Origin of the sequence: Terrabacter sp. RAF57, from assembly GCF_052113925.1 — a bacterium.
Taxonomy (GTDB): domain Bacteria; phylum Actinomycetota; class Actinomycetes; order Actinomycetales; family Dermatophilaceae; genus Terrabacter.
Window position 1 is genome coordinate 217160 of record NZ_JBFRDT010000003.1, and the last position, 24824, is coordinate 241983.

The following is a 24824-nucleotide window of genomic DNA, read 5'->3' on the forward strand; positions in this document are numbered from 1 at the left end:
GGCGTGCTTCCCGAGCTGACCGCCACCCGCTACGTGACGCCGCTCAAGGAGGGTGGGTCGCTGCCCGGCATCGTGGAGGCCGACGACGACGGCACCTACGTCCTGAAGTTCCGCGGCGCCGGTCAGGGGCTCAAGGTCTTGGTCGCCGAGGTGCTCGTCGCCGGGATCGCCCGGCTGCTCGAGGTGCCGGTGCCCGACCTCGCCGTGGTGCGCCTCGACCCGCGCATCGCGAAGTACGAGGCCGACGAGGAGGTCCAGGACCTGCTCACCGCCTCGGTCGGGACCAACCTCGGCGTCGACTTCCTGCCGGGTTCGCTCGGCTACGACGGCTCGAGGCCGCCCGACGCCGACCTCGCCGAGCGGATCATCTGGCTCGACGCGCTGACCGCCAACGTCGACCGCACGTGGTCCAACCCCAACCTGCTCGTCTGGCACGGACGCACGTGGGCCATCGACCACGGAGCCGCCCTCTACTTCCACCACGCGTGGCCGAGCAAGGCACCGGCCCCGGAGCGCTTCGCGGCCCAGCCGTTCGACGCGAGCCGCCACGTCCTGCGCGACGTCGCGGGCGACGTGGCCGCGCGCCACGACGAGCTGGCGGCGCTCCTCACGCCCGAGGCCATCGAGGCCGTCGTCGCCGAGGTGCCCGACGAATGGATCGAGCCCACACCCGACCTCGCCGACGCACCCGCGGTGCGCGCGGCGTACGCCCGGATGCTGCAGGCCCGCCTCGAGGGGCCACTCACCTGGGTACCCACGGGTGTCGCCGCGTGAACGCGTACCAGTACGTCCTGCTCCGGCTCGTCCCCCGCGTCGACCGGGAGGAGTTCATCAACGTCGGTGTCGTGCTCTACTCGCAGGACGCGGGCTTCCTCGACGCTGCATGGGAGCTCGACGAGCGCCGTGCGGACGCGCTGTCGCCGACGTGCGACCTCGAGGGCGTGCGCTCGATGCTCGAACGTGTCCGGGCCGTGTGCCGCGGCGAGACGGGCCGCGGCCTGCCGACCCTTGACAAGCCGGGCCAGCGGTTCGGCTGGATCATCGCACCGCGCTCGACCGTCGTGCAGCCCGGACCGGTCCACGGGGGCCTGTGCGACGACCCCGCCGTCGAGCTCGAGCGCCTGCTCGACCGGCTCGTCCGGACCTGACGGACCCGACGGGCTCGACCGGCCCGGTCAGCCCTGGGGGCGCGGGCGCAGCGCCCACATCGCGACGGCGCTGGCCGCGGCGACGTTGAGCGAGTCGACGCCGCCCGCCATGGGGATGCGCAGGGTGAGGTCGGCGTCGGCGACGGTCCGGTGAGACAGGCCGTCGCCCTCCGTGCCGACGACGAGCGCGAGCCGCTCGGGTGGACCGCTCTCGAGGTCGTCGAGCGAGACCGAGTCGTCCGACAGTGCCATGGCCGCGACGGTGAGACCGGCGTCGTGGAGCAGGGCCATGCCCTGCGGCCACGGGTCGATCCGGGTCCACGGCACCTGGAAGACCGTGCCCATGGAGACGCGGATCGAGCGGCGGTAGAGGGGGTCGGCGCACCGGGGCGTGATGAGGACGGCGTCGACCCCGAGCGCCGCGGCCGACCGGAAGATCGCACCGACGTTCGTGTGGTCGACGACGTCCTCGAGGACGATGACGCGGCGCGCGGCGGCGATGAGCGACTCGACGGTCGGCAGGGCGGGGCGCTGCATCGCAGCCAGTGCGCCGCGGTGGAGGTGGAAGCCGGTCAGCTGCTCGATGACGTCGTGCTCGGCGAAGTAGACCGGCACCCCGTCGGCCTCCGCGTCGGCGACGATGTCGGACAGGTCGTCGAGCCAGCGCCTCGCCATGAGGTAGGACCGCGGTCGGTGCCCGGCTCGCAGCGCACGGCGGATCACCTTCTGGCTCTCCGCGATGTAGAGTCCGCGCTCTGGCTCGTGCCGCCTCCGCAGCACGACGTCGGTCAGCGACACGTAGTCGGTCAGCCGCGGGTCGGTGGGGTCGGTGATCTCGATCGGCACGCCCGACAGGCTAGTGCCGGTCGCACCTTCACCCGGCATCGTGGCCCGGGGGCCGGGGCCGGGGCCGGGGCGAGGCCGGGGCGAGGCTGCGAAAGGCGTCAGGGGAACCAGACGAGCTTGACGACGGCGACGAGGCCGATCGCGATGATGAGGCCCCGCAGGACGTTCGGCGGGATGCGTCGGCCCACCCCTGCCCCGATGATGCCGCCCACGAAGGCACCGACGCCGATGAGGAGGACGATGAGCCAGTCGATGTGGTCGCGCGCGAAGAGGATGAACACCCCTGCCGCGACGACGTTGACGACGAGGGCGAGGACGTTCTTGTAGCCGTTGAGCCGCTGCAGTGGCTCGAGGCTGAGCGCGCTGAGCAGGCCCATGAGCAGGACCCCTTGGGCCGCCCCGAAGTAGCCCCCGTAGACGCCGGCGGCGAAGACCCCGGCCGCCATCGCCGGCGCGTGCCACCGGGGCACCGCCCCCTCGACCCCCTCCCGGTGGACCCTGGCCTGGATGTGCGGGCCGGCGACCACGAGCACGAGCCCGATGAGGATGAGCACCGGGACGATCGCCCGGAACGCCGCGGCGGGCAGGACGAGCAGCAGTCCAGCCCCCACGACCGAGCCGAGGAACGACATCGGCATGAGGCGGCGCAGGGTGCGCGCCTGGCCGTCGAGCTCCCTGCGGTAGCCCCACGCCCCGGTCACGCCCCCGGCGACGAGGCCGATGTTGTTCGAGACGTTGGCGACGAGCGGGTTGACCCCGAAGAAGAGCAGCGTCGGGAACGTGATGAGCGTGCCCGACCCGACGATCGTGTTGATGATGCCGGCCCCGGTCCCGGCCAGCGCGATGGCGACAGCGGACCAGAACGACACCCGGTCACCCTACAGAGGGCGACCGGGTGTCGTCGGGGCGGTGTCGCCGGAAGTGTCGGTCAGCGTCCGGTCGGGGGCTCCGGCGGTGCGCCGGGCAGGTCGTCCGCGGATGCCGGAGGCATGACCGGCGGCGTGGCGGCGGGCGGCGGGGGCACGTCGGCGCCTGAGTGCAGCGGTGGCTGCTGGCGACCCATGGGAGCGGCGTGCTCGGTCGACTCGGCGCTCGCCTGCGCGGCCTGGCCACGGGCCTCGGCCAGCGCCTTGGCGGGATCCTCGAGCACCGTCTCGGCAAAGGCGTTGTCCACGGCGTCGCCGGTGTCGACCCACTGCTCCTCGTCGTCGACCATCGGGCCCTGCTCGCTGCCGCCGAGTGCGTTGCCGATGCCCTTGAGCGCATCGGTCAGCTCGGACGGGATGATCCACATCTTGTTGGAGTCGCCGCGAGCGAGCTGCGGCAGCACCTGGAGGTACTGGTAGGCGAGCAGCTTCTGGGTGGGCTTGCCGCGATGGATCGCCGCGAACACCTGCTGGATGGCGCGGGCCTGGCCCTGGGCCTCGAGGATGCGGGCCTGCGCCGAGCCCTCGGCCCGCAGGATCTGGCTCTGCTTCTCACCCTCGGCGGTGAGGATGGCCGACTGCTTGAAGCCCTCCGCGGTGAGGATCGCGGCACGACGGTCGCGCTCCGCGCGCATCTGCTTCTCCATCGTCTCCTGGACCGAGTGCGGCGGGTCGATGGCCTTGAGCTCGACACGGTTGACGCGGATGCCCCAGTTGCCCGTGGCCTCGTCGAGGACGCCGCGCAGCTGGCCGTTGATCTGGTCGCGGCTCGTCAGTGCCTGCTCGAGGTCGAGGGATCCGATGACGTTGCGCAGCGTGGTGACCGTCAGCTGCTCGATGCCCTGGATGAAGTTGGCGATCTCGTAGACGGCGGCCTTCGCGTCGGTGACCGAGTAGTAGATGACGGTGTCGATGTTGACGACGAGGTTGTCACTGGTGATGACGGGCTGCGGCGGGAAGGTGACGACCTGCTCACGCAGGTCGATGTTCGCGCGGACCTTGTCGACGAACGGGATCAGGAAGTGGATACCTGCCGTCAGCGTCTTGTTGTAGCCGCCGAGTCGCTCGACGATCTGTGCCGTCTGCTGCGGCACGATGCGCACGGTGCGCAGCACGACCACGAACGCCACGACGACGATGAGTATCGGAATGATGAGTACCGGGTCCACGACCTTCTCGACCTTCTCCCTGTGCGGTCCGTGCTCCCCCGGGGAAGCGCGGTTGGTGCGGGCGGATCGGACGATCCGCTCGTTGGTTCGGTGGCGTCGCCGGGCGCGGGGCCGGAGGCCGGCTCAGCTCCCCACGACGCGGGCGCGGCTCACGATCGCGGTGGCGCCGTCGATGGAGTCGACGACGACCTCCTCGCCGGGCTCGATGTCGTCGCCGAGCGTGCGCGCCGACCACGTCTCGCCGGAGAGCTTGACCCGCCCTCCTGCTGGGTTGACACGGTCGATGGCGACGGCCGAGCGACCGACGTGGGCCGCAGCGCCCATGAGCTGTTGCGGCGTGCTGGCCGAGAGGCGGTTCTTGAGCCACGGACGCACGATCGCGAGGAGGGCCACGGCAACGAGGGCCGCGACGATGGCCTGCACCACGGGGGGCGCCCCGAAGGCCGCGGCGATCGATGCGCCCACGGCACCACCGGCGAGCATGAGGAAGGTGAAGTCGACCGTGACCGCCTCGATGGCGACGAGGACGAGAGCCACTGCCACCCAGACCATCCAAGCCTGTCCCTCGACCACGTGCCCCCACCCTGCCTTCGTCCACCTCGGCGACGGGCCCCGATGTCCCGTGCGTCACTCCTGTGACGTTCTCGATTCTGCCTCAGTTCCCTCTCGGGACCTACGGATCAAGGGGTCGGGACGGTTGCGATCAGGACTCGGCCCGTGCCGACCAGCGCTCGCCGTGCTGCTCGAGCACGAGGGGCAGACCGAACGTCGCGCTGAGGTTCTCGGCCGTCAGTGTCAGCGGGATGGGGCCGGCGGCGACGACCTTGCCGTCGCGGATCATGAGGACGTCGGTGAACGACGGGGGGATCTCCTCGACGTGGTGCGTCACGAGCACCATCGCGGGCGCCTCCGTGTCGGCGGCCAGGTCGGCGAGCCGGCGCACGAGGTCCTCGCGACCGCCGAGGTCGAGACCGGCGGCCGGCTCGTCGAGGAGCATCAGCTCGGGGTCGGTCATCAGCGCCCGGGCGATCTGGACGCGCTTGCGCTCGCCCTCGCTCAGCGTGCCGTAGGCCCGGTCGGCGAGGTGCTCGGCGCCGAGCGTCCTGAGCAGCTCCATGGCGCGCACGTAGTCCACGTGGTCGTACGTCTCGCGCCACCGGCCGATGATGCCGTAGGACGCCGTCACGACGACGTTGCCGACGAGCTCGTCGCCGGGGATGCGCTCGGCCATCGACGAGCTCGCGAGGCCGATGCGCGGCCGCAGCTCGAAGACGTCGACGGCGCCGAGCACCTCACCGAGGACGCCGGCGACCCCCGCGGTCGGGTGCAGCCGCGCCGCAGCGATCTGGAGCAGCGTCGTCTTGCCGGCACCGTTGGCGCCCAGCACGACCCAGCGCTCGCCCTCCTCCACCTCCCACGTGACGTCGTCGAGGAGCGTCGAGGCACCGCGACGAACGGTGACTCCGGCGAAGGCGAGGACGTCGCTCATGGCTCGACCCTATGACAAGGCCTCCGGAGCCGCCGCGGCGGCGCACCCTACGATGACGGGGTGTCCGAGCTGCCCGCGTCCGTGCGCCTCGCGCTGTGGGTGACGGCCTCGTGGCGTGGCGATCTCGCGACCACGGAGGCGTTGGCCCGGGCCTTCCCGGACCTCGACCACGTCGCCGGTGACCTGGCCCGGCTCGACGTCTGGCGGGACCTCGGCGAACGCGCCCTGTTCGTGGCGCTCCCCCGTCCCGGCGACCTGAGCCGTATGCCGCGTGGCTCGTCCGCGGCGACCGCGCACGCTGCGGACGCCGGCGAGTGCGTCTTCGTCGCGGGCATCGGCGGGGTCCTCGTGCCGACGCTCTCGGAGTTCGGCCCCGAGGGCGACGTGGGCGTCCGTGCGGACTGGACGGCCTACGAAGCGGACCCGCTCCCCCGGCACCGGATGGAGATGCTGGACCTCCGGGACATCGAGCGCGACCTCATGGGCCGCCTCCGCGACCACACGACGCGCTTCGACGAGGTGGGGGGCCACCCCTGGGGTGACGAGGCGCGCGCCGAGGCGCAGGCCGACCTCGACACGACGCTGTGGGGCATCCCGCCGGCGACGTCCGGACGCGCCCTGCGGATCATGGCCTTGTCGGCCAACCTCTCCCGCGTCGCCCACCGCAACGCCGGCCGGACCTCGCTCGGGTCGAGTGGTCTCGACGCGGTGACCACGGCGAACCGGACGCGGCTGTTGCGCGACCTCGCCGCGGACGCCGACGCAGCACTGGCCGACGCGACCAACGTCGCCGTCATGTCCATCGCCGGCTGGCGCCCCGCCTGAGTGCCGCTGCGGTCGGCCGCGCGGCTACGCCTCGGGGGCGGACGTCTCGAGCCGCGCGAGCACCGCTCGCGCGTAGGCGCGTTCGGCGTCGATGTCGGCATGGCGCTCGACCGCGCCGTCACGCCCGCGGGACGACACGGCATACCCGCCCTCGAGCTGTTCGAGCGAGACGAAGGACTCACCGAGCAGGTCACGCAGCTGGTCCTCCCTCGGGAGCCACACGGCCTTGTCCTGCTCGACGCTGTCGAGGGCCCACTCGGTCGTGCCGTTGAAGCCGATGACGTCGCCGGTCGTGAAGTGGTGGACGTCGACCGTGATCTCGCTGATCACGAAGACGTCGTCCTCCATGCCGCTGACGGCCACGACGAAGCGGTCGCCCGAGCCGGGCTTCCACGTCAGTCCCGCGTCGGAGAGCCGGCGGGCGAGCTCGAGGGTCAGCATGTTCCCCATCGTCACATCCCCCCGGGACTTCGCCAAGCAACCCTAGATTTGGTCCATGACGGAGCACCCGGACCTGCAGCCACTCGACGAGAGCACCTTCGAGACCGTTCTGTGCGTCGTGGCGCATCCCGACGACCTCGAGTACGGCACGGCCGCTGCCGTCGACCGGTGGGTGCGGGCCGGCAAGACCGTGACCTACCTGCTGGCCACCCGCGGCGAGGCGGGGATCGACACCCTGCCGCCCGAGCAGGCGGCCCCGCTGCGCGAGCAGGAGGAACGGGACGGGGCTGCCCAGGTCGGCGTCGACGTCGTGGAGTTCCTCGACGGGTTCACCGACGGGGTCGTCGAGTACGGCCTCCCGCTGCGGCGCGCCATCGCCCGCGAGATGCGGATCCGCAGGCCCGACCTCGTCATCACGTCGACGTACGCCGACCGTTTCCCGGGCGGCTTCGCCAATCAGGCCGACCACCGGGCGGTGGGTCTCGCCGTCGTCGACGCCAAGGCTGACGCGGGCAACCGCTGGATCTTCCCCGACCTCGTCGACGAGGGACACGAGCCGTGGCAGGTCGCCCGGTTGCTCATCGTGGCCGACCCCGAGCCGACGCACTTCGTCGACGTCTCGGAGCACTTCGACGCGGCGGTGGCGTCGCTGTCGGCGCACGATGCCTACCTCGCGGCGCTCGGACCGGACTACCCGAAGCCGGCCGAGCTGCTCGGCATGATCCTCGGCGGCCCCTCGGAGGTCGTCGGGGTGCCGTATGCCGTGACGGGCCGTCTCGTCGGCGGCTGACCGGCGCGGCGGGTCAGAACACCTAGCCCAGCGCTCCGACAGCCGTCCGGATGGCCGTCAGGTCGTCGGCGGTGACGCCCTCCGGACGCATCACGGCATTCCAGGCGTCGACGTACTCCGTCGTGTACTTGTGGCCGTGACCGGCAGGGACCCCCGTCGAGAACGGGAGGTCGGCCGTCACCTGCCAGAAGGTGACGAACGGCATCCAGAACATCCCCTGCAGCACGTCCTTGCCGGCCGCCTCACCGATCCAGTCGGGCTCGTTGAACACGAGGTGGGGGCTCCACCACACGATGGGGTCGGACGGGTGCATGAGGTAGAGGACGCGGGTGCCGTCCCACGGCTGGCCCTCGGGCGGGATCGAGGCGGCTGGATCGGTCGCGAACCGCACCGTGCGACCGTTCTTGTAGACCGGCTGGATCTCGGGGCTGCCCGGGTCGCGGTGGTCGCTGAACTCACGGAACAGCGTGTTGAAGTTCGGCGGCCCGGCGAAGACCGTGCCGGCGGTCCGGTTGCGCAGGTCGTACTCGCCGCTGAAGGCGGTCTCACCGCCGAACGTCCCGAGGCTCTCGCCCGACACGTACAGCTTCGGCCGGGAGTCCTGCGGCAGCCGGGACCAGCGGTCGTAGACGGCGTCGAAGAGTGCCCGTCCCGCCTCGCGGGCCTTGGACTGGTCGACGAGGAAGGAGAGCCAGGACGGCAGGTACGAGTACTGCATCCCCACCGTGGCTGCGTCGCCGCCGGTCAGGTACTCGAACGGGGCGACCAGGGCCGGGTCGACCCAGCCGCTGCCCGTCGTCGTCACGACGAGGAGGTTCGTCCGCTCGAACCCTCCGGCCCGCTCGAGGTCGTCGACGGCCAGGGCCGCCCGTTGCTCCGTGTCGTCGGCCGAGTCCAGGCCGGCGTACGCGCGGATGGGCTCCTGCGCGGGCTGGTGCACGACCTTCTCGATGTCGCTCGCGGTAGGCCCCGTCGCGGCGAACGTCCGTCCTTCCCGTCCGAGCGACTCCCACGGGATCTTCGAGCCGGGCCCGCCCGAGCGGAGCCCCGTCGTCGGCTTGACGACGCCCTCCTGCGTGATCGTGTTGCTCACCGAGAAGGCCTCGTCCATCGCGCCGACGAGCCCGTCGATGAGGACGCCGCTGACGACGAGGTAGGTCATCGTCGTGACGAGGACCCAGCCCGTCGCCCCCGCGGCCCGCCGTCCGAATCTCCGGCTCAGCAGGTCCGCGACCCAGTGGTAGACGCGTCGGATGCCGCGGCCGATGAGGAGGAACAGCGCGAAGAAGAACACCGCGACGAAGGGAGAGAGGACGACGAGGGCGATGTTGTAGTCGGTCACCCCCATGAGGCTCCGGATCTCGTGCTGCCAGTACTGGCCGAGACCGAAGAAGACGACGAGCAGCACGCCGCCGGCGATGAACAGGACGCGCCAGGACGAGGGCTTGGGCTCTCGAGGCTCCCGATCCGCGAAGGCGCGCCACAGCCATGCGCCCAGGACTCCGAGCCCGTAGCCGATGGATGCGGTGATCCCACAGACCAGACCCTGGATGAAGCCGCCACGCGGGAGCAGGGAGGGGGTGAACGACAGGGCCGCGAAAAGGACCGCGCCCCAGCACCCCGGGACGGTGAAGTGGAGCAACCCCCGGAGGCGTCCGGGGCGCCGCTCCAGCCCGTCCGCCTCGTCGACCGACCCGTGGTCGCCGGCGGTCAGCGCATCGTTGCCAGCCACGTCAGTTGCCATCTCAGCTCGTTCCGGTCAGCGGGACGGGGTGCACTCACGTGGAACGCTCCCACACGTGGCGGTCGCGAGCACGCGAAACGCCGTACGCGCGACCGGACCCGAGCCCCCGGGATCAGCGCCGGACGTCGGGTTGCGACTCCTCGCGGAGTCGAGGCTCCGTGCGTCTCTCGGGGTGTATGCCGCGCTTGTCGCGGTAGAACGCACGCACCGTGTCCATGTCGGCGACCACGTCGGCCGTGGCCCTCATGGTGGGGCCGAATCCGGCGGTGCGAGAAGGTCCGTCGATGAAGGCGAGGGCGATGGGCAGACGGGTCGACCGCCCGATCCGCCAGAAGCCGGACTTCCAGTAGCCGCCCTTCGAACGGGTGCCTTCCGCAGCCAGGATCAGCAGGAACGGCTCCCCGCTCCGGGCCTCCCGCACGAGTCCCCGCACGACCTCGCCGGGGTTGTCGCGGTCGATCGGGATGCCACCGAGCCGCAGCAGGAGCCACCCGAGCGGGCCACGGAAGAGCTCCTTCTTGATGAGGACCCGTGGTGTGACGCCGCCCCGCCACATGACGAGGAGCATCATCACGAAGTCCCAGTTGGACGTGTGCGGTGCACCGACGACGATGCCGGTGCGAGGCACGTCGCCCACCGCGGTCCACCCGATGAGGCGCAGCACGAGGCCGGCCAGTCGACTCCTCATGGCGTTTCCTCTCGGGCTGTGGCGGTGGTCCGCCTCCACCAACCTACGCGAGGCGCCGTGCGTCAGATGTCCAGGACCGAGCGGTAGACCTCCAGCGTGCGGTCGCCGATGGAGGCCCACGAGAACGAGTCGACCGCCCGCTGCCGGCCGGCGCGACCGAACGCGTGGGCCCGGTCGACGTCGGAGACGGCGTCGGTGAGCGCGGCGGCGAGGTCGGCGACGAACCGGTCGGCGTCGACCGGCGTCCCGGTGCCGTCCTGGACCTGCTCGATCGGCACGAGCCACCCGGTCTCGCCGTCGACGACGACCTCGGGGATGCCGCCGGTGGCGGTGGCGACGACGGCGAGCTCGCACGCCATCGCCTCGAGGTTGACGATGCCGAGCGGCTCGTAGACGGACGGACAGGCGAAGACGGTGCCGTGGGTCAGCAGGGCGACGACCTCGTTGCGCGGCAGCATGTCGGGGATCCAGACGACCCCCTCACGCTGCGACCGCAGCTCGTTCATGAGTCCCTCGACCTCGGCGAGGATCTCCGGCGTGTCGGGGGCACCCGCGCAGAGGACGATCTGGACGTCGGGGGGCAGCAGCGCGCAGGCCCTGAGCAGGTAGGGCAGGCCCTTCTGGCGGGTGATGCGGCCGACGAAGACGACCGACCGCTGGTCGGGGTCGACGCCGTGGCGCCGGACGATCTCGGTGGCCTCCGGGGAACGGTCGGCCGACCACAGCTGCGAGTCGATCCCGTTGTGCACCACGTGAACCCGCGCTGGATCGAGCGAGGGGTAGCTCTTGAGGATGTCCTCGCGCATGCCCGCGCTGACCGCGACGACGGCGGCAGCCGACTCGTACGCGGTGCGCTCGGCCCACGAGGACACGCGGTAGCCGCCGCCCAGCTGCTCCGCCTTCCACGGGCGCATCGGCTCGAGCGAGTGCGCGGTCACGACGTGTGGCATGCCCCCGAGGAGCGACGCGAGGTGGCCGGCCATGTTGGCGTACCAGGTGTGCGAGTGGACGAGGTCGGCTCCAACGCAGTCGCCGGCCATGCTGACGTCGACGCCGAGGGTCTGCATCGCGGCGTTACCGGTCGCGAGCTCGGGGAGATCGGCGTACGCCGTCGTCCCGTCCTCGTCACGCGCGGCGCCGAAGCAGCGCACCCGGACGTCGATGTCGCCGCGGTCGCGGAGCGCCCGGACGAGCTCTGCCACGTGAACACCCGCGCCTCCGTAGATGGCCGGCGGGTACTCCTTGCTGAGGATGTCGACGCGCACGTTCCGACCCTAGTGCTGCAGTCATCCCGCGGAGCGGAAAGCTCGGCCGATCTTGCGTGCTGAACCTGTCGGCGACCGGACGCCTGCCCTAGGGTGGCGCTCATGGCCCGACGAAGCCCAGCTGCTGGTCCGAAAGTCCTCGCGATCGTGCTCGCTGGCGGTGAGGGCAAGCGGTTGATGCCGTTGACCGCCGACCGGGCCAAACCCGCCGTGCCGTTCGCCGGCATCTACCGCCTCATCGACCTGGCCCTGTCCAACGTCGTCAACTCCGGCTACCTCCAGGTCGTCGTGCTGACGCAGTACAAGTCGCACAGCCTCGACGCTCACGTGACGAAGACGTGGCGCATGTCGACGCTCCTCGGCAACTACGTCACGACCGTCCCGGCGCAGCAGCGCGTCGACAAGAACTGGTACCTCGGCAGCGCCGACGCGATCTACCAGAGCCTCAACCTCATGCACGACGAGCGGCCCGACATCGTCGTCGTCGTCGGCGCCGACCACGTCTACCGCATGGACTTCAGCGCGATGGTCGAGCAGCACATCGAGACGGGTGCGGCCTGCACCGTCGCGGCCATCCGCCAGCCGATCTCTCTCGCCGACCAGTTCGGCGTCATCGAGGTCGACGACGCCGACCCGTCCAAGATCGCCGCCTTCCTCGAGAAGCCGAACGACCCCAAGGGCCTGCCGGACAACCCCGACGAGGTCCTTGCCTCGATGGGCAACTACGTCTTCACCGCCGCAGCCCTCGAGGCGGCTGTCATCGCCGACCACGACAACGAGGCGAGCAGCAACGACATGGGCGGCGACATCGTGCCCTACTTCGTCGGCCGCGGAGAGGCCGGCGTCTACGACTTCAAGGACAACGAGGTGCCCGGCGCCACCGACCGCGACCGCGGCTACTGGCGCGACGTGGGGACCATCGAGTCCTACTACGACGCGCACATGGACCTCATCTCGATCCACCCGGTCTTCAACCTCTACAACTACGACTGGCCGATCTACACGAGCCACAGCCCCTACCCGCCGGCGAAGTTCGTCCACGGCAGCGGYGACCGCATCGGCGAGGCCCTCAACTCGGCGGTCTCTCCGGGCGTCGTCGTGTCGGGTGCGCACATCTACGCCTCGGTGCTCTCTCCCCTCGTCAAGGTGCACTCCTACGCGAGCATCCAGGGGTCGGTCCTGCTCGACGGCGTCGAGGTGCACCGGCACGCCCAGATCCGCCGGGCCATCATCGACAAGAACGTCGTCATCCCGGAGGGCTGCCAGATCGGCATCGACCACGAGCACGACCGGGCGCGCGGCCTCCACGTCACCGAGACCGGCATCGTCGTCGTGGGCAAGGGCCAGATCGTCACCCGATGAGCACCCCGATGAGCCCCGCCCGATGACATCTGCGAGGGTCTTCCCATGACGTCCACCGCCACGAATCCCCCGGTCAGCGCGACGGACTCGCGGTCGGCGCGGGTCGGGATCCAGATCCCGCCGCAGCACGCGACGTGGGCCCAGATCCGACGCACGGCGTCGACGCTCGAGGAGATGGGTGTCGACGTCCTGCTCAACTGGGACCATTTCTTCCCGCTCAGCGGCGACCGCGGCGGCCAGCACTTCGAGTGCTGGACGATGCTCGGCGCGTGGGCCGAGTCGACCGAGTCCGTCGAGATCGGCGCCCTCGTGACGTGCAACAGCTACCGCAACCCGAGCCTGCTCGCCGACATGGCGCGCACCGTCGACCACGTGAGCGAGGGACGCCTCATCCTCGGGATCGGCTCGGGGTGGGCGCAGCTCGACTACGACGAGTACGGCTACGAGTTCGGCACCGCGGGCGGGCGTCTCGACGACCTGGCGCGCGACCTGCCGGTCATCCGCGACCGGTGGAGCCGGCTCAACCCCGCCCCGACGCGCGACATCCCCATCCTCATCGGCGGCGGCGGCGAGAAGAAGACGCTCCGGATCGTCGCCGAGCACGCGGACATCTGGCACGGCTTCGGCGGCCCCGAGGAGATCGCGCACAAGCACCGCGTCCTCGACGAGTGGTGCGCCCGCCGAGGCCGGGACCCCCTCGAGATCGAGCGGTCGGCCGGTGTCGCCTTCGTGCCGGGCCGCAACCCCGACCAGTCGGGCGACTACGCGAGCAACGCCCAGCAGCTCCACGACGTCGGGACCCGGCTGTTCACGGCGAGCGTCGCCGCGGCCGACCCCGACCTCGCCCGCGTGCGCGACCTGCTCCAGTGGCGCGACGAGGTCAACGGGGTCAGCGCGTCGTGACGTGCTGACCGCGACCTTCTGGGGACTCGTCGGTGGCGCCGCCCTGCTCGTCGGCGCGCTCCTCGGGCTCTACGCCAGAGCCTCGTACCGCGTCATCGGCCTCGTCATGGCCTTCGGCGCCGGCGTGCTCATCAGCGCGGTCGCCTTCGAGCTGACCGAGGAGGCGTTCCACTCCGCCGGCGCGGCGCCCGTCGTCGTCGGGCTCGTCAGCGGCTCGGTCGTGTTCTTCGTCGGCGACTGGTTCATCGACCGTCGAGGTGGCCACCGGCGCAAGAGCCCGACCGGAGGCCCGCAGCAGGGTGCGGGCGCGATGGCGCTCGTCCTCGGGGCCCTGCTCGACGGCATACCCGAGTCGGCGGCGATCGGCGTCAGCGTCCTCGGCGGCGGTGAGGTCGGGATCGCGATGGTCGCGGCGGTGTTCCTCTCCAACGTGCCCGAGTCGATGTCGGCGAGTGCCGGCCTCAAGCGGGCCGGGCGCTCCGCGCGCCAGATCCTGCTGCTGTGGCTCGTCGTCATGCTCGTCTCCGGCCTGGCCGCCGGTCTCGGCTACGTCCTGCTCGAAGGCGCCTCCCCCGCCGTGGTGGCCGGGATCCAGACCTTCGCGGCCGGCGCCATCATCACGATGCTCGCCGACACGATGATGCCGGAGGCCACCGAGCACGCCGGCCGCCTGGTGGGTCTCGTGACGATGCTCGGCTTCGCGCTCGCGTTCCTGCTCAGCGCCCTCGGCTGACTCCCGCACGACCCCGGCGGGGGGCATACACCCTCCGGCATGACGGACGTCACCGGCCGCATGCCGGAAGGTGACGCGGGAGCGCGCGCGCGCTCACTACCCTGACGCGGGTGACCGAAGTGAACAGCACGGACGGAACGGACATCCAGACCCTGAGCGTCACCGTGACGGGCGACGACCGACCAGGTGTGACGGGGACGCTCCTCGGGGCGCTGTCGGGAGTCGACGCGGAGGTCCTCGACATCCAGCAGGTCGTCGTGCACGGTCACCTCACCCTGACCGTCCTGCTGAGACCCGGCGCCCACGTCGACCAGCTGCGCGACGCCGCCGCCGTCGCCGCCCACCGCCTCGGCCTCGCCCTCACGGTCGTCGAGGGCACCGGCGTCAACGCGCGCTCGCGGCAGGGACGGGCGGCCGTCGTCGTCCTCGGCGCCCCGCTCAGCGCCGACGCCGTCTCGCTCGTCACGACCCGGATCGCCGACCACGGCGCCAACATCGACCGCATCCGCCGGCTCTCGCGCTACCCCATCACGACGGTCGAGTTCGACATCTCCGGCGCCGACCTGCCGTCCCTGCGCACCGAGCTCGCCCTCGTGGCGACGTCGGAAGGCATCGACATCGCCGTCGCACCCGGCGGGCTCGCCCGGCGCGGTCGGCGACTCGTCGTCCTCGACGTCGACTCGACGCTCATCCAGCAGGAGGTCATCGAGCTGCTCGCCGCCCGGAGCGGCCGAGAGGAGGAGGTGGCCGAGGTGACGGCGCGCGCGATGGCGGGCGAGCTCGACTTCGAGGAGTCCCTGCGCGCCCGGGTGGCGACCCTCGCGGGTCTGCCCGAGTCGGTCCTCGACGAGGTGCGCGAGTCGGTCCAGCTGACCCCCGGCGCCCGGACGCTCGTGCGCACACTCAAGCGGCTCGGCTTCACCGTGGGTCTCGTCAGCGGCGGGTTCATCGAGATCGTCGGCGAGCTCGCGGACGACCTCGGCATCGACCACGCCCGTGCCAACCGGCTCGAGATCGAGGACGGCCGCCTCACCGGACGTGTCGTCGGCGAGGTCGTCGACCGGGCGGGCAAGGCGCGGGCCCTGCGCGAGTTCGCCGAGCAGGAAGGCCTTCCGCTGAGCCGTACCGTGGCCATCGGCGACGGTGCCAACGACCTCGACATGCTCGACGTCGCCGGCCTCGGCGTCGCCTTCAACGCCAAGCCGATCGTCCAGGAGCAGGCCCAGACCGCGGTCAACGTGCCCTACCTCGACTCGGTGCTCTACCTGCTCGGCATCACCCGCGAGGAGATCGAGGAGGCCGATCTCGACGACGGCACGCCGACCCAGGCTCCGCCGGTCCCGCACGCCGGTCACTAGGCTGGCGCGATGCAGTCCGTGGCCCCTTCGTCCGTAACCCCGAACGCGAACGGCGTCCGCCGGACGCTGCTCATCATCGGCGGTGCCGAGGACCGGATCGGGCGGTCGGTCGTGCTCAAGCGCTTCGTGAAGCTCGCGGGCGGCCGGCGGTCGCACATCGTCCTCATCCCCACGGCGTCGTCGTACGCCGACGAGGTCTCCGAGGCCTACCGCGACGTCTTCACCCGGCTGCGGGGCGGCGACTACTCCGTCGTCCACCCCGCGACCCGCCGCGACGCCAACGACCCGGCGATGGTCGAGGCGCTCGACACCGCGACGGGCGTGTTCATCACCGGTGGCAGCCAGGTCAAGCTGGCGCAGAACATCGTCGGCACGCCTGTGGGCGACGCCGTCGTGCGCGCCTACGATCGCGGCGCCGTCGTCGCCGGCACGTCGGCCGGCGCCTCGATCATGAGCCGCTACATGATCTCGCTCGGCGAGGAGGGGCTGACGCCCAAGCAGCGGGCGAGCCAGATCTCGGCCGGCCTCGGGCTCGTCGAGGACGTCATCATCGACCAGCACTTCGACCAGCGCGGCCGCTACGGCCGGCTCATGTCGATGGTCGCCGCCTCGCCGAACCTGCTCGGCATGGGGATCGACGAGAACACCGCGGCCGAGATCCGTGGCGGCACGGTCATGTCGGTCATCGGGGCCGGCTCGATCTTCGTCGTCAACGCCCGCAACGCCATCACCGACGCCCCCGACGCGCGTCGCGGTGCGCCCCTGCTCGTTTCGGGTGCGGTCGTGCACTCGCTGCCCACGGGCAGTACGTTCGACCTGGACCACGTCGAGCTGACCGCGTTCGTCGAGCGTCATCCCGACATCGAGGGTGCGGTCGTCCCGGCCAAGGTCCGCGCGGCGCGCTCGTCGACGGGTAGCGCCGCTCACTGAGTCCCGTTCGTCCAGCCGCACCGCACGCACCGCACCAACGGTCGACGGGTATGCCGCACGGCACGTCCCGCACGACCCCGTAGGAGGAGATCCATGGCCGTCGAGGTACCCACCCCCACAGGCCCGGCCCGACCGGACCTGAAGATCCTCGAGACCCGGATCTACCGCGGCCCCAACGTCTGGTCCTACCAGCAGGCCGTCCACCTCGTCGTCGACCTCGGCAGCCTCGAGGAGTACCCCACGGTCTCGCTGCCCGGCTTCACCGACCAGCTCGTCGAGCTCGTCCCCGGGCTCGAGCGCCACACCTGCTCGCTCGGCCGACGCGGCGGGTTCATCGAGCGGCTGCGCGAGGGCACGTGGCTCGGCCACGTCGCCGAGCACGTCGCGCTTCAGCTGCAGACCCTCGCAGGCCACGACTCCCGCCGGGGCAAGACCCGTGCGGTCAAGGGCAAGCCGGGCCAGTACAACGTCGTCTACAGCTACACCGACGAGACCGTCGGGGTCGCCGCAGGCAAGCTCGCGGTGCGCCTCATCAACCACCTCGTCCAGCCCGAGGACGGCTTCGACTTCGAGACGGAGTTCAACGCCTTCCTGCGCCAGGCCGAGCGGGTCGCCTTCGGTCCCTCGACGGCCGCCATCCTCGAGGAGGCGGCCTCGCGCGACATCCCGTACATCCGCCTCAACTCCGCCTCGCTCGTCCAGCTCGGCCAGGGCGTGCACGCCCAGCGCATCCGGGCCACGATGACCTCCAAGACGGGCGCGCTCGCCGTCGACATCGCGAGCGACAAGGACCTCACGACCAAGCTCCTCGGGTCCGCCGGCCTGCCCGTGCCCAAGCAGGAGGCCGTTCGCACCCTGCGGGGAGCCGTCGAGGCAGCGCGCCGCATCGGCTTCCCGGTCGTCGTCAAGCCGCTCGACGGCAACCACGGCCGCGGCGTGTGCCTCAACCTGATGAGCGACGAGGACGTCGAGAAGGCGTACGACATCGCCAAGGCCGAGTCGCGTCGCGGCACGATCATCGTGGAGTCCTTCGTCACCGGTCGCGACTACCGCTGCCTCATCGTCGGCGGACGGATGCAGGCGATCGCCGAGCGCGTCCCCGCGCACGTCATCGGCGACGGCACCCACACGGTCGCCGAGCTCGTCGAGATCACCAACGCCGACCCGCGTCGTGGCGTCGGGCACGAGAAGGTGCTGACGAAGATCAAGGTCGACGCCAACGCGCTCGAGATCCTCGCGGGACAGGGCCACACGACCGAGTCGGTGCCGGACGAGGGCGAGATGGTCAAGCTGGCCCTGACCGGCAACATGTCGACCGGTGGCATCTCGATCGACCGCACCTTCGACGCCCACCCGGACAACGTCGAGATCGCCGAGGAGGCGGCCCGCATGGTCGGGCTCGACGTCGCCGGCATCGACTTCATCTGCCCGGACATCACCTATCCCGTGCGTGAGACGGGTGGCGCGATCTGCGAGGTCAACGCGGCTCCCGGCTTCCGCATGCACACGCACCCCACCGTCGGCGAGCCGCAGTTCATCGCCAAGCCGGTCGTCGACCTGCTCTTCCCACCGGGCGCGCAGTCACGCGTGCCGATCGTCGCCGTCACCGGCACGAACGGCAAGACGACGACGTCGCGCATGATCGCCCACATCTTCAAGGGTCTCGGACGCAAGGTCGGGATGACCTCGACCGACGGCGTCGTCATCGACGAGCGGCTCGTCATCAAGGCCGATGCCTCGGGTCCGCGCTCGGCCCGGATGGTGCTCCAGAATCCCCGCGTCGACTTCGCCGTCATGGAGGTCGCCCGGGGTGGCATCCTCCGCGAGGGCCTCGGCTACGACCGCAACGACATCGCGGTCGTCACCAACGTCGCCCCGGACCACTTGGGACTCAAGGGGATCGACACCCTGCGCCAGCTCGCCGACGTCAAGGCCGTCATCGTGGAGGCCGTGCCGCGCGACGGCTTCGCGGTGCTCAACGCCGACGACCCGAACGTGCGCAACATGCGCCGACGCTGCTCGGGCGGCATCGTCTGGTTCTCGATGGCCGAGCCCGGCAGCGAGACGCGTGAGTTCGTCGACGACTACTGCCGCCGCGGCGGCCGTGCCGTCGTGCTCGAGCCGAGCGAGCGGGGCGAGATGATCGTCATCAAGCACGGCCGGCGCAGCATGCAGCTCGCCTGGACCCACCTGCTCCCGTCGACGTTCGGTGGCGCGGCACGCTTCAACGTCGCCAACTCGCTCGCCGCCGCGGGCGCCGCCTTCGCCGCAGGAGCCCCGCTCCACGACATCCGACAGGGCCTGCGGACCTTCGCGACGACGTACTACCTCTCCCCCGGTCGCCTCAACCTCGTCCAGGTCAACAACGCCGACGTGTTCGTCGACTACTGCCACAACGCGGCCGGCATGAAGGAGCTCGGCGCCTTCGTCGACCGCTACGCCGACCAGAAGCAGCGCCAGGCCGACCTCGGCAAGACCTCGCGCATCGGCATGATCGGCGCCGCGGGCGACCGACGCGACGACGACATGCGCGAGCTCGGAGCGGTTGCGGCCCAGCACTTCGACGTCATCGTCATCCGCGAGGACGAGCGCCTGCGCGGCCGCAAGCCCGGCGAGACGGCCGAGCTCGTGGCCGAGGGCGCCCGTGCCGCGATGAAGGAGGGCGCCCGCTGCCGTCAGGTCGAGATCGTCCTCGACGAGCTCGACGCCACTCGGCACGTGCTCGCCCGCACCAACCCGGGCGACCTCGTCGTCATGTGCGTCGACCAGCACGCGCTCGTCGTCGCCGAGCTCGAGGAGCGCACCAAGCACGCCCAGGCGGGTGCCCGCATCGGCACGGCCGCGTCGGCCACGAGCGACCCCGACCTCGACCCGAGCACTCTCACCGAGACCGCCGAGGCCGAGGGCGACGAGGCCGAGGAGGAGGCGCTCGGCGCCGTCCCGTCGGAGTCGCAGCCCGACCAGGCCGACGACACCGCCATCTGACGCGGGTCGAGGCCCGCACGCGATACGGCTGGGAAGTGAGCCACGGCGCACTTCCCGGCCGCGTGGGCGTTCGAGGAGCGACACGAGTGCGCCATGGCGCGGTTGCCGACCTGGCCCAGGGCCGGAACCGGGCACAACTGCGCCGTGGCGCGGTTGCCGATGGTGCCCGGGCGCATATCCGGCAGAAGTTCGCCCTGGCGCGTCTGCAGCCGTGCTCCTGACTAGTCGGTGACGGGGGCCAGCTCGTCCGCGTACGCCCGCAGGGCCCGGCGGTAGGCCTGGGTGTCGACGTCGGTCGTCGCCTCGAGTGTCGCGCGGATGAGGTCGGCGAGGGCCTGCCGCTCCTGGCCGAGATCGGCCTGCACGAGCGCTTTGAGCATGAGCGCCGCCGTGTTGTGCGGTCGTGCCTCGAGGACGTCGGCAACGAGGCCCTGCGCCTCGGCGGTCCGGCCCACGACGCGCAGGCTGGAGGCGAGCTGGAGCTGCGCCCGGTGCCGGTGCGGCTCGCGCAGGCCACCGGCCAGCGCCTCCTCGTAGAGACCGATGGCGCCCTGCTCGTCGCCCATCGCGTCCTTGACGCCGGCGAGCTCGAAGACGAGGCGCGGGTCGCCCGGGTGGCCGTCGACGAGCTCCTGGGCGGCCGCGAGCCGCCCCGACTCGCCGTCGCCCTCCCACAGGGCCGCGATCTCCGCCTCGAGCTCGTGCTCGCCCCGCGCGGCGACGACCTTGCGGCGGATCGCGCGGGCGTCGTCGACCTTGCCGCCGTGCTCGCGGATCCAGCCGTTGACCTCGGTGCGCTCGGCGTGGCACATGAGCGCGATGACGTCGCCGTCGAGCGCGTGCGGCACGAGCGCCTCGAAGGACTCGAGCTCGGTGTCGTAGCCGGGCACGTCCAGGACGCCGACCTTGGCCAGGCCGTCGCGGAAGAGACCGAGCAGATCCTCGGGCTCGCGCCCGCGCAGGTAGTGGAGCGCGACCTTGAGGACGACCTCCTCGGCGCCGCGGCCGGCGATCTCGCCCATCGCGACGATCGCCTCGTCGGCGCGGTCGCCCGCGCAGCCGAGGCCGAGGCGCACGGCTCCGCCCGGCGCGGCGAGCCCACGGGCGACGTCGAGCAGGGCCTCGAGGCCGGCCTCGTTGTGGGCCATGTCCATGATGACCGTCGCCTTGCCGCCGCTCGGCAGCGGCAGCGAGTACGTGTTGAGCCGGCCCCAGTTGTGCTCGGGGTCCGGCGCGAAGGTCCGCAGGCCCTCGACGACCGCCGAGCGCGGGACACCGAGCCCCAGCGCGGCCGCGGCACCGGCCAGCGCGTTGGCGATGTTGTTGCGGGACAGTCCGCTCAGCGTCATGGGGACGTCGACGATCTTGACGAGGCGGTCCGGGTCACCGTTGGGCGACAGGACGACGATCTCGCCGTCGAGGACGGTGATGCCGCGGCCACCGGAGTTGATCGACTCCCAGAGGGCGGGCGACGCGGGGTCCAGGCTGAAGGCCCACGGCTTGGCCTTGATGCCGAAGCGCATGGCCCACACGCGGGGGTCGTCGCCGTTGAGCACGACCCAGCCCTGTGGCTTCGTGACGGTCGTGACGATGGCCTTGACCTCGGCCAGCTGGTCGAGGGTGTCGATGCCCTGCAGGCCGAGGTGGTCGGCGCTGACGTTGGTGACGACGCTGACGTCGTTGGCGGTGACCCCCATGCCCTTGAGGAGCATGCCGCCACGGGCGGTCTCGAGGATCCCGATCTCGAGGCCGGGCGTCTCGAGCACCCCCCGCGCACCCGCCGGGCCGGAGAAGTCGCCCTCCTCCTTCGTCTCGCCCATGACGACGACGCCGTCRGTCGAGCTCCAGGCGGTCTTGAGACCGGCGCTCATGCACATGTGCGCCATGAGGCGGGTCGTCGTCGTCTTGCCGTTGGTGCCGGTGACGGACGCGACCGGCACCGTCGGCGTCAGCACGCTGGGGCCCGGACCGTCGGGCGCGGCCAGGATGACGGCCGCGGCCGCCTCGATGACCTCGTCGGCGCTCCGGGAGCGGTCGAGCAGGCCAGCCATGACGGCACCGAACTGCTCCCCCGCGACGCGGCCGCGGGTGCGATGCACCCACGGGAAGGCGAGCACGACGTCCTCGACGGTCTGACCCGCCCGCACGCGTACGCCCAGGCGTCCGGCGCCGATCTCGGTGCCGACGCGACGCGTCACGGTGCGGATCACCCGCATGACGAACCGCTGGCGCAGAGCCGTGCCCCGCTTGCCCGGGCGGGCCGAGCGCATGCCCAGTCGGCGGGCCAGGGCCTCGGCGTCGGTGCGCTTGAGCTCGAGGAAGCCGGGCACGTGCAGGATGACCTTGATCGCCGGGCGGGCGAAGTAGAGGTTGGGCCCGTCGAGCACCCTGACCTCGTCGACCCGCACCTGTTCGGCAGGCACCGACGCGGCCTCGGGGTCGGTCGTCGTCAGGGGGCTGGACTCGGTCCCGGCGTGAGGCATGGGCAGGACTCTAGCGAGAGGATCAGTGGACCTGCGCCCTCACTGCCCCATCGCGTGGACGCCGCCGTCGACGTGGACGATCTCACCGGTCGTGGCAGGGAACCAGTCGGAGAGCAGCGCCGCACAGGCCCTCGCCGCGGGCTCCGGGTCGTTGACGTCCCAGCCGAGCGGTGCGCGGTCGTCCCAGACCTTCTCGAACTGCTCGAAGCCCGGGATGGACTTGGCCGCCGTCGTGCGGATCGGCCCGGCAGCGACGAGGTTGCAGCGCACGGCCTTGGGGCCGAGGTCGCGGGCGAGGTAGCGGTTCGTCGACTCGAAGGCGGCCTTGGCGACGCCCATCCAGTCGTAGACCGGCCATGCGAACTTCGCGTCGAAGGTGAGCCCGACGACGCTGCCGCCCTCGGACATGAGCGGCAGGGTCGCGACCGCGAGCGACTTGAGGCTGTACGCCGAGATCTGGAGGGCCGTCGAGACGTCCTCCCACGTGCCCTCGAGGAAGTTGAAGGCGCCCTGCGGCGCGAAGCCGATCGAGTGCAGCACTCCGTCGAGGCCGTCCACGTGCTCGCGCAAGCGGTCGGCGAGGGTGTCCAGGTGCTCCTGGTCGGCGACGTCGAGCTCGATGACGACGGGCGTCTCGGGCAGCCGCTTGGCGATGGTCTGGGTGATCTTCATCGTCCGGCCGAACGAGGTGAGGATGACCGTCGCACCCTCCTGCTGGGCGATCTTCGCGACGTGGAACGCGATCGAGCTGTCCATGAGGACACCGGTGATGAGGAGCTTCTTGCCTTCGAGGATTCCCATGCCTGCGACTTTCTCGTGTGGGTGGGCACGCTTGCTGCACAACGCTCGTGACGGCATACCAACGTATGCCGTGGGGTGGGCTCAGTGCCCCATGCCGAGGCCGCCGTCGACGGGGATCACCGCGCCGGTGATGTAGCCGGCGTCGTCGCTCGCGACGAAGCGCACGACCGACGCGACCTCCTCCGGGGTGGCGAAGCGACCGGCCGGGATGTTGGCGAGGTAGGCCTTCTTCTGCTCGTCGGGCAGGACGGCCGTCATCTCGGTGTCGATGAAGCCGGGCGCGACGACGTTGGCGGTGATGCCGCGGCCACCGAGCTCGCGCGAGATCGAGCGGGCGAGCCCGACGAGGCCGGCCTTGGACGCGGCGTAGTTCGTCTGGCCGGGCGACCCGTAGAGGCCGACGACGCTGCTGATGAGGACGATGCGGCCTCGGCGCTTGCGGATCATGCCGGTGGCCGCGCGACGCGCGCACCGGAAGGCGCCCGCGAGGTTCGTGTCGATGACGGAGTCGAACTCGTCGTCGCTCATCCGCATGAGCAGGGTGTCGCGGGTGATGCCGGCGTTCGCGACGAGGACCTCGACGGGGCCACCGAAGATCTCCTCGGCGGCGGTGAAGGCCGCGTCGACGGAGGCCGAGTCGGTGACCTCGCAGATGACGCCCTGCAGGCCCTCGGGCGGCTCACCGGAGCGGTGGGTGATGACGACGTTGTCGCCCGCGTCGGCGAAAGCCCTGGCGATCGCCAGGCCGATGCCGCGGTTGCCTCCGGTCACGAGCACGTTGCGCGCCTCGGTCGTTGACACTGTGCGTTCCTCCGTCCGTCCGGACTCTGCCGGGTCGCTGCCTTGCCCCGAAACCTAACGGACTACCGAACGGTAGACAGCACGGTGCCGCGGGCGTGGGACGGGCTTATGGTTGAAGGGTGCCAAGAGCCAAGAACGAACCGGTCGTCTACTCCGTCACCTCGGCGTCGACCTCCACGACGGACGACCAGGACCAGCGCGTCCGCCGCTACCTCACGATGATGGGCATCCGCATCGTGTGCTTCGGCCTGGTCTTCGTCACCTCGGGCTGGCTGCGCTGGACCGCCATCCTGGCCGCGGTCTTCATCCCCTACGTCGCCGTCGTGCTCGCGAATGCCGTGAGCCCGCGCCAGCCGGGCAGCATCCAGTCGGTCGTGCCCCGCGACGACACGCAGCGCCTCGAGCAGTGAGCGGTCCGCTCTCCCTGTCGCCCACGGGCGACGCTGACGTCGAGCACGTCTGCAGCGCCAAGGGCTGCCGTGCGACGGGCGTTCACGCGGTCATCTGGAACAACCCGAAGCTGCACGCCGCGAACCGACGCAAGGTGTGGCTGGCCTGCGACGACCACGAGAAGTCGCTCGCTGACTTCGTGGCGCTGCGGGGCTTCCTCATCGAGGTCGTCCCCGTCGAGGCCCTCACCGACGCCGACGGCTGAGTGCCGCGTCCTCCCCGGAGCGGGTCAGTGCGGGGGGGTCCAGGCTGCCCTGCAGGACCAAGCGTCCCGCCGGTCCCGGTCTCCGAGGCGTTCCAAGCCTCCGTCGCGGGCGTCGCCGTCCACCACGCGGGCGCGCGTCGAGGCAGGGCAACACACGAACCGTCTATCCGGCCTCCGTGATCCCCCGATGGTAAGTTGCGCCGAAACGCTGCCCGACCGAGGAGCTCGCACATGTCGGATCGACTGCTGGACGTCTTCTCCAAGGGGCTGAACCTCCCCGTGTCTCAGCTCAGCGACGAGACGAGTCCGTCCAACACGCCCACGTGGGACTCTCTCGCCGCGATGGAGATGGTCGTCCTTCTCGAGGACGCCTTTGACGTCCGGCTCAAGACCTCCGAGATCATGAAGATGCGCTCCATCGGCCTCGCGCGGAACGTCTTGCGCAGCAAGGGCGTCGAGGACATCTGAGTCACCGGCGACGG

Annotated in this window: 25 protein-coding genes; 13 read left to right on the forward strand and 12 right to left on the reverse strand. The window is 71.2% G+C overall.

Annotated features, from left to right (window positions below; genetic code table 11):
• Positions 1-3 precede the first annotated feature (3 nt).
• A complete protein-coding gene (locus AB4Y83_RS05995; protein ID WP_442296292.1) occupies positions 4-774 on the forward strand; it encodes a HipA family kinase in 771 nt (256 codons plus the stop codon).
• The gene (locus AB4Y83_RS06000; RefSeq protein ID WP_442296293.1) at positions 771-1148 is read left to right on the forward strand and encodes a DUF3037 domain-containing protein; all 378 of its coding nucleotides are present in this window, start codon (positions 771-773) and stop codon (positions 1146-1148) included. Before AB4Y83_RS05995 ends, AB4Y83_RS06000 begins: the two co-directional genes overlap by 4 nt.
• Positions 1149-1175: 27 nt before the next feature.
• On the opposite strand, the gene AB4Y83_RS06005 is transcribed toward AB4Y83_RS06000, so the two are convergent.
• The 5 genes from AB4Y83_RS06005 to AB4Y83_RS06025 all read right to left on the reverse strand — a co-directional run bounded on the left by AB4Y83_RS06005 (position 1176) and on the right by AB4Y83_RS06025 (position 5578).
• Positions 1176-1994: a TrmH family RNA methyltransferase gene (locus tag AB4Y83_RS06005; protein ID WP_442296294.1), complete on the reverse strand. Its 819-nt coding sequence runs from the start codon at positions 1992-1994 to the stop codon at positions 1176-1178.
• A 98-nt stretch (positions 1995-2092) separates the two neighbouring features.
• Complete coding sequence (locus AB4Y83_RS06010; RefSeq protein ID WP_256795493.1) at positions 2093-2863, reverse strand: sulfite exporter TauE/SafE family protein; 771 nt, start codon at positions 2861-2863, stop codon at positions 2093-2095.
• Between the two features lie 59 nt (positions 2864-2922).
• Entirely contained in the window at positions 2923-4089 is a 1167-nt protein-coding gene (locus AB4Y83_RS06015) for an SPFH domain-containing protein (protein ID WP_256795492.1), read from the reverse strand.
• Positions 4090-4212: 123 nt separating this feature from the next.
• Positions 4213-4662, reverse strand: coding sequence for an NfeD family protein (locus AB4Y83_RS06020; protein ID WP_369793513.1), 450 nt, complete (start codon positions 4660-4662; stop codon positions 4213-4215).
• A 130-nt stretch (positions 4663-4792) separates the two neighbouring features.
• A complete protein-coding gene (locus AB4Y83_RS06025; protein ID WP_056776906.1) occupies positions 4793-5578 on the reverse strand; it encodes an ABC transporter ATP-binding protein in 786 nt (261 codons plus the stop codon).
• Between the two features lie 60 nt (positions 5579-5638).
• Here AB4Y83_RS06025 and AB4Y83_RS06030 point away from each other — a divergent pair, with 60 nt between their 5' ends.
• Positions 5639-6403 carry a hypothetical protein gene (locus AB4Y83_RS06030; protein WP_442273531.1) on the forward strand — a complete coding sequence of 255 codons (765 nt, stop codon included), beginning with the start codon at positions 5639-5641 and terminating at the stop codon, positions 6401-6403.
• Between the two features lie 24 nt (positions 6404-6427).
• Here AB4Y83_RS06030 and AB4Y83_RS06035 read toward each other — a convergent pair whose 3' ends face one another.
• Positions 6428-6844, reverse strand: a complete 417-nt coding sequence (locus AB4Y83_RS06035) for a pilus assembly protein CpaE (RefSeq protein ID WP_442273532.1) — start codon at positions 6842-6844, stop codon at positions 6428-6430.
• 55 nt (positions 6845-6899) lie between these two features.
• Between AB4Y83_RS06035 and AB4Y83_RS06040 the strand changes: the two genes are divergently transcribed.
• Positions 6900-7634 carry a PIG-L deacetylase family protein gene (locus tag AB4Y83_RS06040; RefSeq protein ID WP_056827023.1) on the forward strand — a complete coding sequence of 245 codons (735 nt, stop codon included), beginning with the start codon at positions 6900-6902 and terminating at the stop codon, positions 7632-7634.
• Positions 7635-7656: 22 nt separating this feature from the next.
• Here the strand turns inward: AB4Y83_RS06040 and AB4Y83_RS06045 are convergent, their stop codons facing one another.
• The 3 genes from AB4Y83_RS06045 to glgA form a co-directional block, all read right to left on the reverse strand.
• Positions 7657-9378 (reverse strand): alpha/beta hydrolase, encoded by a 1722-nt coding sequence (locus tag AB4Y83_RS06045; RefSeq protein ID WP_442296295.1) that lies wholly within the window; start codon positions 9376-9378, stop codon positions 7657-7659.
• Positions 9379-9490: 112 nt separating this feature from the next.
• Complete coding sequence (locus AB4Y83_RS06050) at positions 9491-10066, reverse strand: 1-acyl-sn-glycerol-3-phosphate acyltransferase (RefSeq protein WP_442273535.1); 576 nt, start codon at positions 10064-10066, stop codon at positions 9491-9493.
• A 62-nt stretch (positions 10067-10128) separates the two neighbouring features.
• Positions 10129-11331, reverse strand: a complete 1203-nt coding sequence (gene glgA, locus AB4Y83_RS06055; RefSeq protein WP_442296296.1) for a glycogen synthase — start codon at positions 11329-11331, stop codon at positions 10129-10131.
• Positions 11332-11433: 102 nt separating this feature from the next.
• Between glgA and glgC the strand changes: the two genes are divergently transcribed.
• The 6 genes from glgC to cphA all read left to right on the forward strand — a co-directional run bounded on the left by glgC (position 11434) and on the right by cphA (position 19602).
• On the forward strand, positions 11434-12693 hold the full coding sequence (gene glgC, locus AB4Y83_RS06060) for a glucose-1-phosphate adenylyltransferase (protein WP_442296297.1): 1260 nt from the start codon (positions 11434-11436) through the stop codon (positions 12691-12693).
• A gap of 45 nt (positions 12694-12738) precedes the next feature.
• Positions 12739-13596: an LLM class F420-dependent oxidoreductase gene (locus AB4Y83_RS06065; protein ID WP_442296298.1), complete on the forward strand. Its 858-nt coding sequence runs from the start codon at positions 12739-12741 to the stop codon at positions 13594-13596.
• Position 13597: 1 nt separating this feature from the next.
• Positions 13598-14329 (forward strand): ZIP family metal transporter, encoded by a 732-nt coding sequence (locus AB4Y83_RS06070; RefSeq protein WP_056827021.1) that lies wholly within the window; start codon positions 13598-13600, stop codon positions 14327-14329.
• A gap of 110 nt (positions 14330-14439) precedes the next feature.
• On the forward strand, positions 14440-15687 hold the full coding sequence (gene serB / locus AB4Y83_RS06075) for a phosphoserine phosphatase SerB (RefSeq protein ID WP_442296299.1): 1248 nt from the start codon (positions 14440-14442) through the stop codon (positions 15685-15687).
• 9 nt (positions 15688-15696) lie between these two features.
• Positions 15697-16617 (forward strand): cyanophycinase, encoded by a 921-nt coding sequence (locus tag AB4Y83_RS06080; RefSeq protein ID WP_442296300.1) that lies wholly within the window; start codon positions 15697-15699, stop codon positions 16615-16617.
• A 93-nt stretch (positions 16618-16710) separates the two neighbouring features.
• Positions 16711-19602, forward strand: a complete 2892-nt coding sequence (gene cphA / locus AB4Y83_RS06085) for a cyanophycin synthetase (protein ID WP_442296301.1) — start codon at positions 16711-16713, stop codon at positions 19600-19602.
• 221 nt (positions 19603-19823) lie between these two features.
• On the opposite strand, the gene AB4Y83_RS06090 is transcribed toward cphA, so the two are convergent.
• The 3 genes from AB4Y83_RS06090 to AB4Y83_RS06100 form a co-directional block, all read right to left on the reverse strand.
• Positions 19824-22085, reverse strand: coding sequence for a tetratricopeptide repeat protein (locus AB4Y83_RS06090; protein ID WP_442273543.1), 2262 nt, complete (start codon positions 22083-22085; stop codon positions 19824-19826).
• A gap of 39 nt (positions 22086-22124) precedes the next feature.
• Positions 22125-22886, reverse strand: a complete 762-nt coding sequence (gene fabI, locus AB4Y83_RS06095; RefSeq protein WP_442273544.1) for an enoyl-ACP reductase FabI — start codon at positions 22884-22886, stop codon at positions 22125-22127.
• An 81-nt stretch (positions 22887-22967) separates the two neighbouring features.
• Complete coding sequence (locus AB4Y83_RS06100; protein ID WP_020144159.1) at positions 22968-23687, reverse strand: beta-ketoacyl-ACP reductase; 720 nt, start codon at positions 23685-23687, stop codon at positions 22968-22970.
• A 119-nt stretch (positions 23688-23806) separates the two neighbouring features.
• Here AB4Y83_RS06100 and AB4Y83_RS06105 point away from each other — a divergent pair, with 119 nt between their 5' ends.
• The 3 genes from AB4Y83_RS06105 (at position 23807) to AB4Y83_RS06115 (ending at position 24810) form a co-directional block, all read left to right on the forward strand.
• A complete protein-coding gene (locus tag AB4Y83_RS06105; RefSeq protein WP_056757006.1) occupies positions 23807-24097 on the forward strand; it encodes a DUF3099 domain-containing protein in 291 nt (96 codons plus the stop codon).
• On the forward strand, positions 24094-24342 hold the full coding sequence (locus AB4Y83_RS06110) for a hypothetical protein (RefSeq protein WP_442273545.1): 249 nt from the start codon (positions 24094-24096) through the stop codon (positions 24340-24342). Before AB4Y83_RS06105 ends, AB4Y83_RS06110 begins: the two co-directional genes overlap by 4 nt.
• A 231-nt stretch (positions 24343-24573) precedes the next feature.
• Positions 24574-24810, forward strand: coding sequence for an acyl carrier protein (locus AB4Y83_RS06115; RefSeq protein ID WP_442273546.1), 237 nt, complete (start codon positions 24574-24576; stop codon positions 24808-24810).
• The last annotated feature ends 14 nt before the right edge of the window (positions 24811-24824 follow it).

Bases quoted from the DNA above. Each gene is read 5' to 3' on its own strand.
- AB4Y83_RS06040 (WP_056827023.1), top strand. From the start codon at position 6,900: ATGACGGAGCACCCGGACCTGCAGCCACTCGACGAGAGCACCTTCGAG.
- fabI (WP_442273544.1), bottom strand. From the start codon at position 22,886: ATGGGAATCCTCGAAGGCAAGAAGCTCCTCATCACCGGTGTCCTCATG.
- AB4Y83_RS06115 (WP_442273546.1), top strand. From the start codon at position 24,574: ATGTCGGATCGACTGCTGGACGTCTTCTCCAAGGGGCTGAACCTCCCC.
- AB4Y83_RS06050 (WP_442273535.1), bottom strand. From the start codon at position 10,066: ATGAGGAGTCGACTGGCCGGCCTCGTGCTGCGCCTCATCGGGTGGACC.
- AB4Y83_RS06035 (WP_442273532.1), bottom strand. From the start codon at position 6,844: ATGCTGACCCTCGAGCTCGCCCGCCGGCTCTCCGACGCGGGACTGACG.
- AB4Y83_RS06045 (WP_442296295.1), bottom strand. From the start codon at position 9,378: ATGGCAACTGACGTGGCTGGCAACGATGCGCTGACCGCCGGCGACCAC.
- cphA (WP_442296301.1), top strand. From the start codon at position 16,711: ATGGCCGTCGAGGTACCCACCCCCACAGGCCCGGCCCGACCGGACCTG.
- AB4Y83_RS06065 (WP_442296298.1), top strand. From the start codon at position 12,739: ATGACGTCCACCGCCACGAATCCCCCGGTCAGCGCGACGGACTCGCGG.
- AB4Y83_RS06080 (WP_442296300.1), top strand. From the start codon at position 15,697: ATGCAGTCCGTGGCCCCTTCGTCCGTAACCCCGAACGCGAACGGCGTC.
- AB4Y83_RS06025 (WP_056776906.1), bottom strand. From the start codon at position 5,578: ATGAGCGACGTCCTCGCCTTCGCCGGAGTCACCGTTCGTCGCGGTGCC.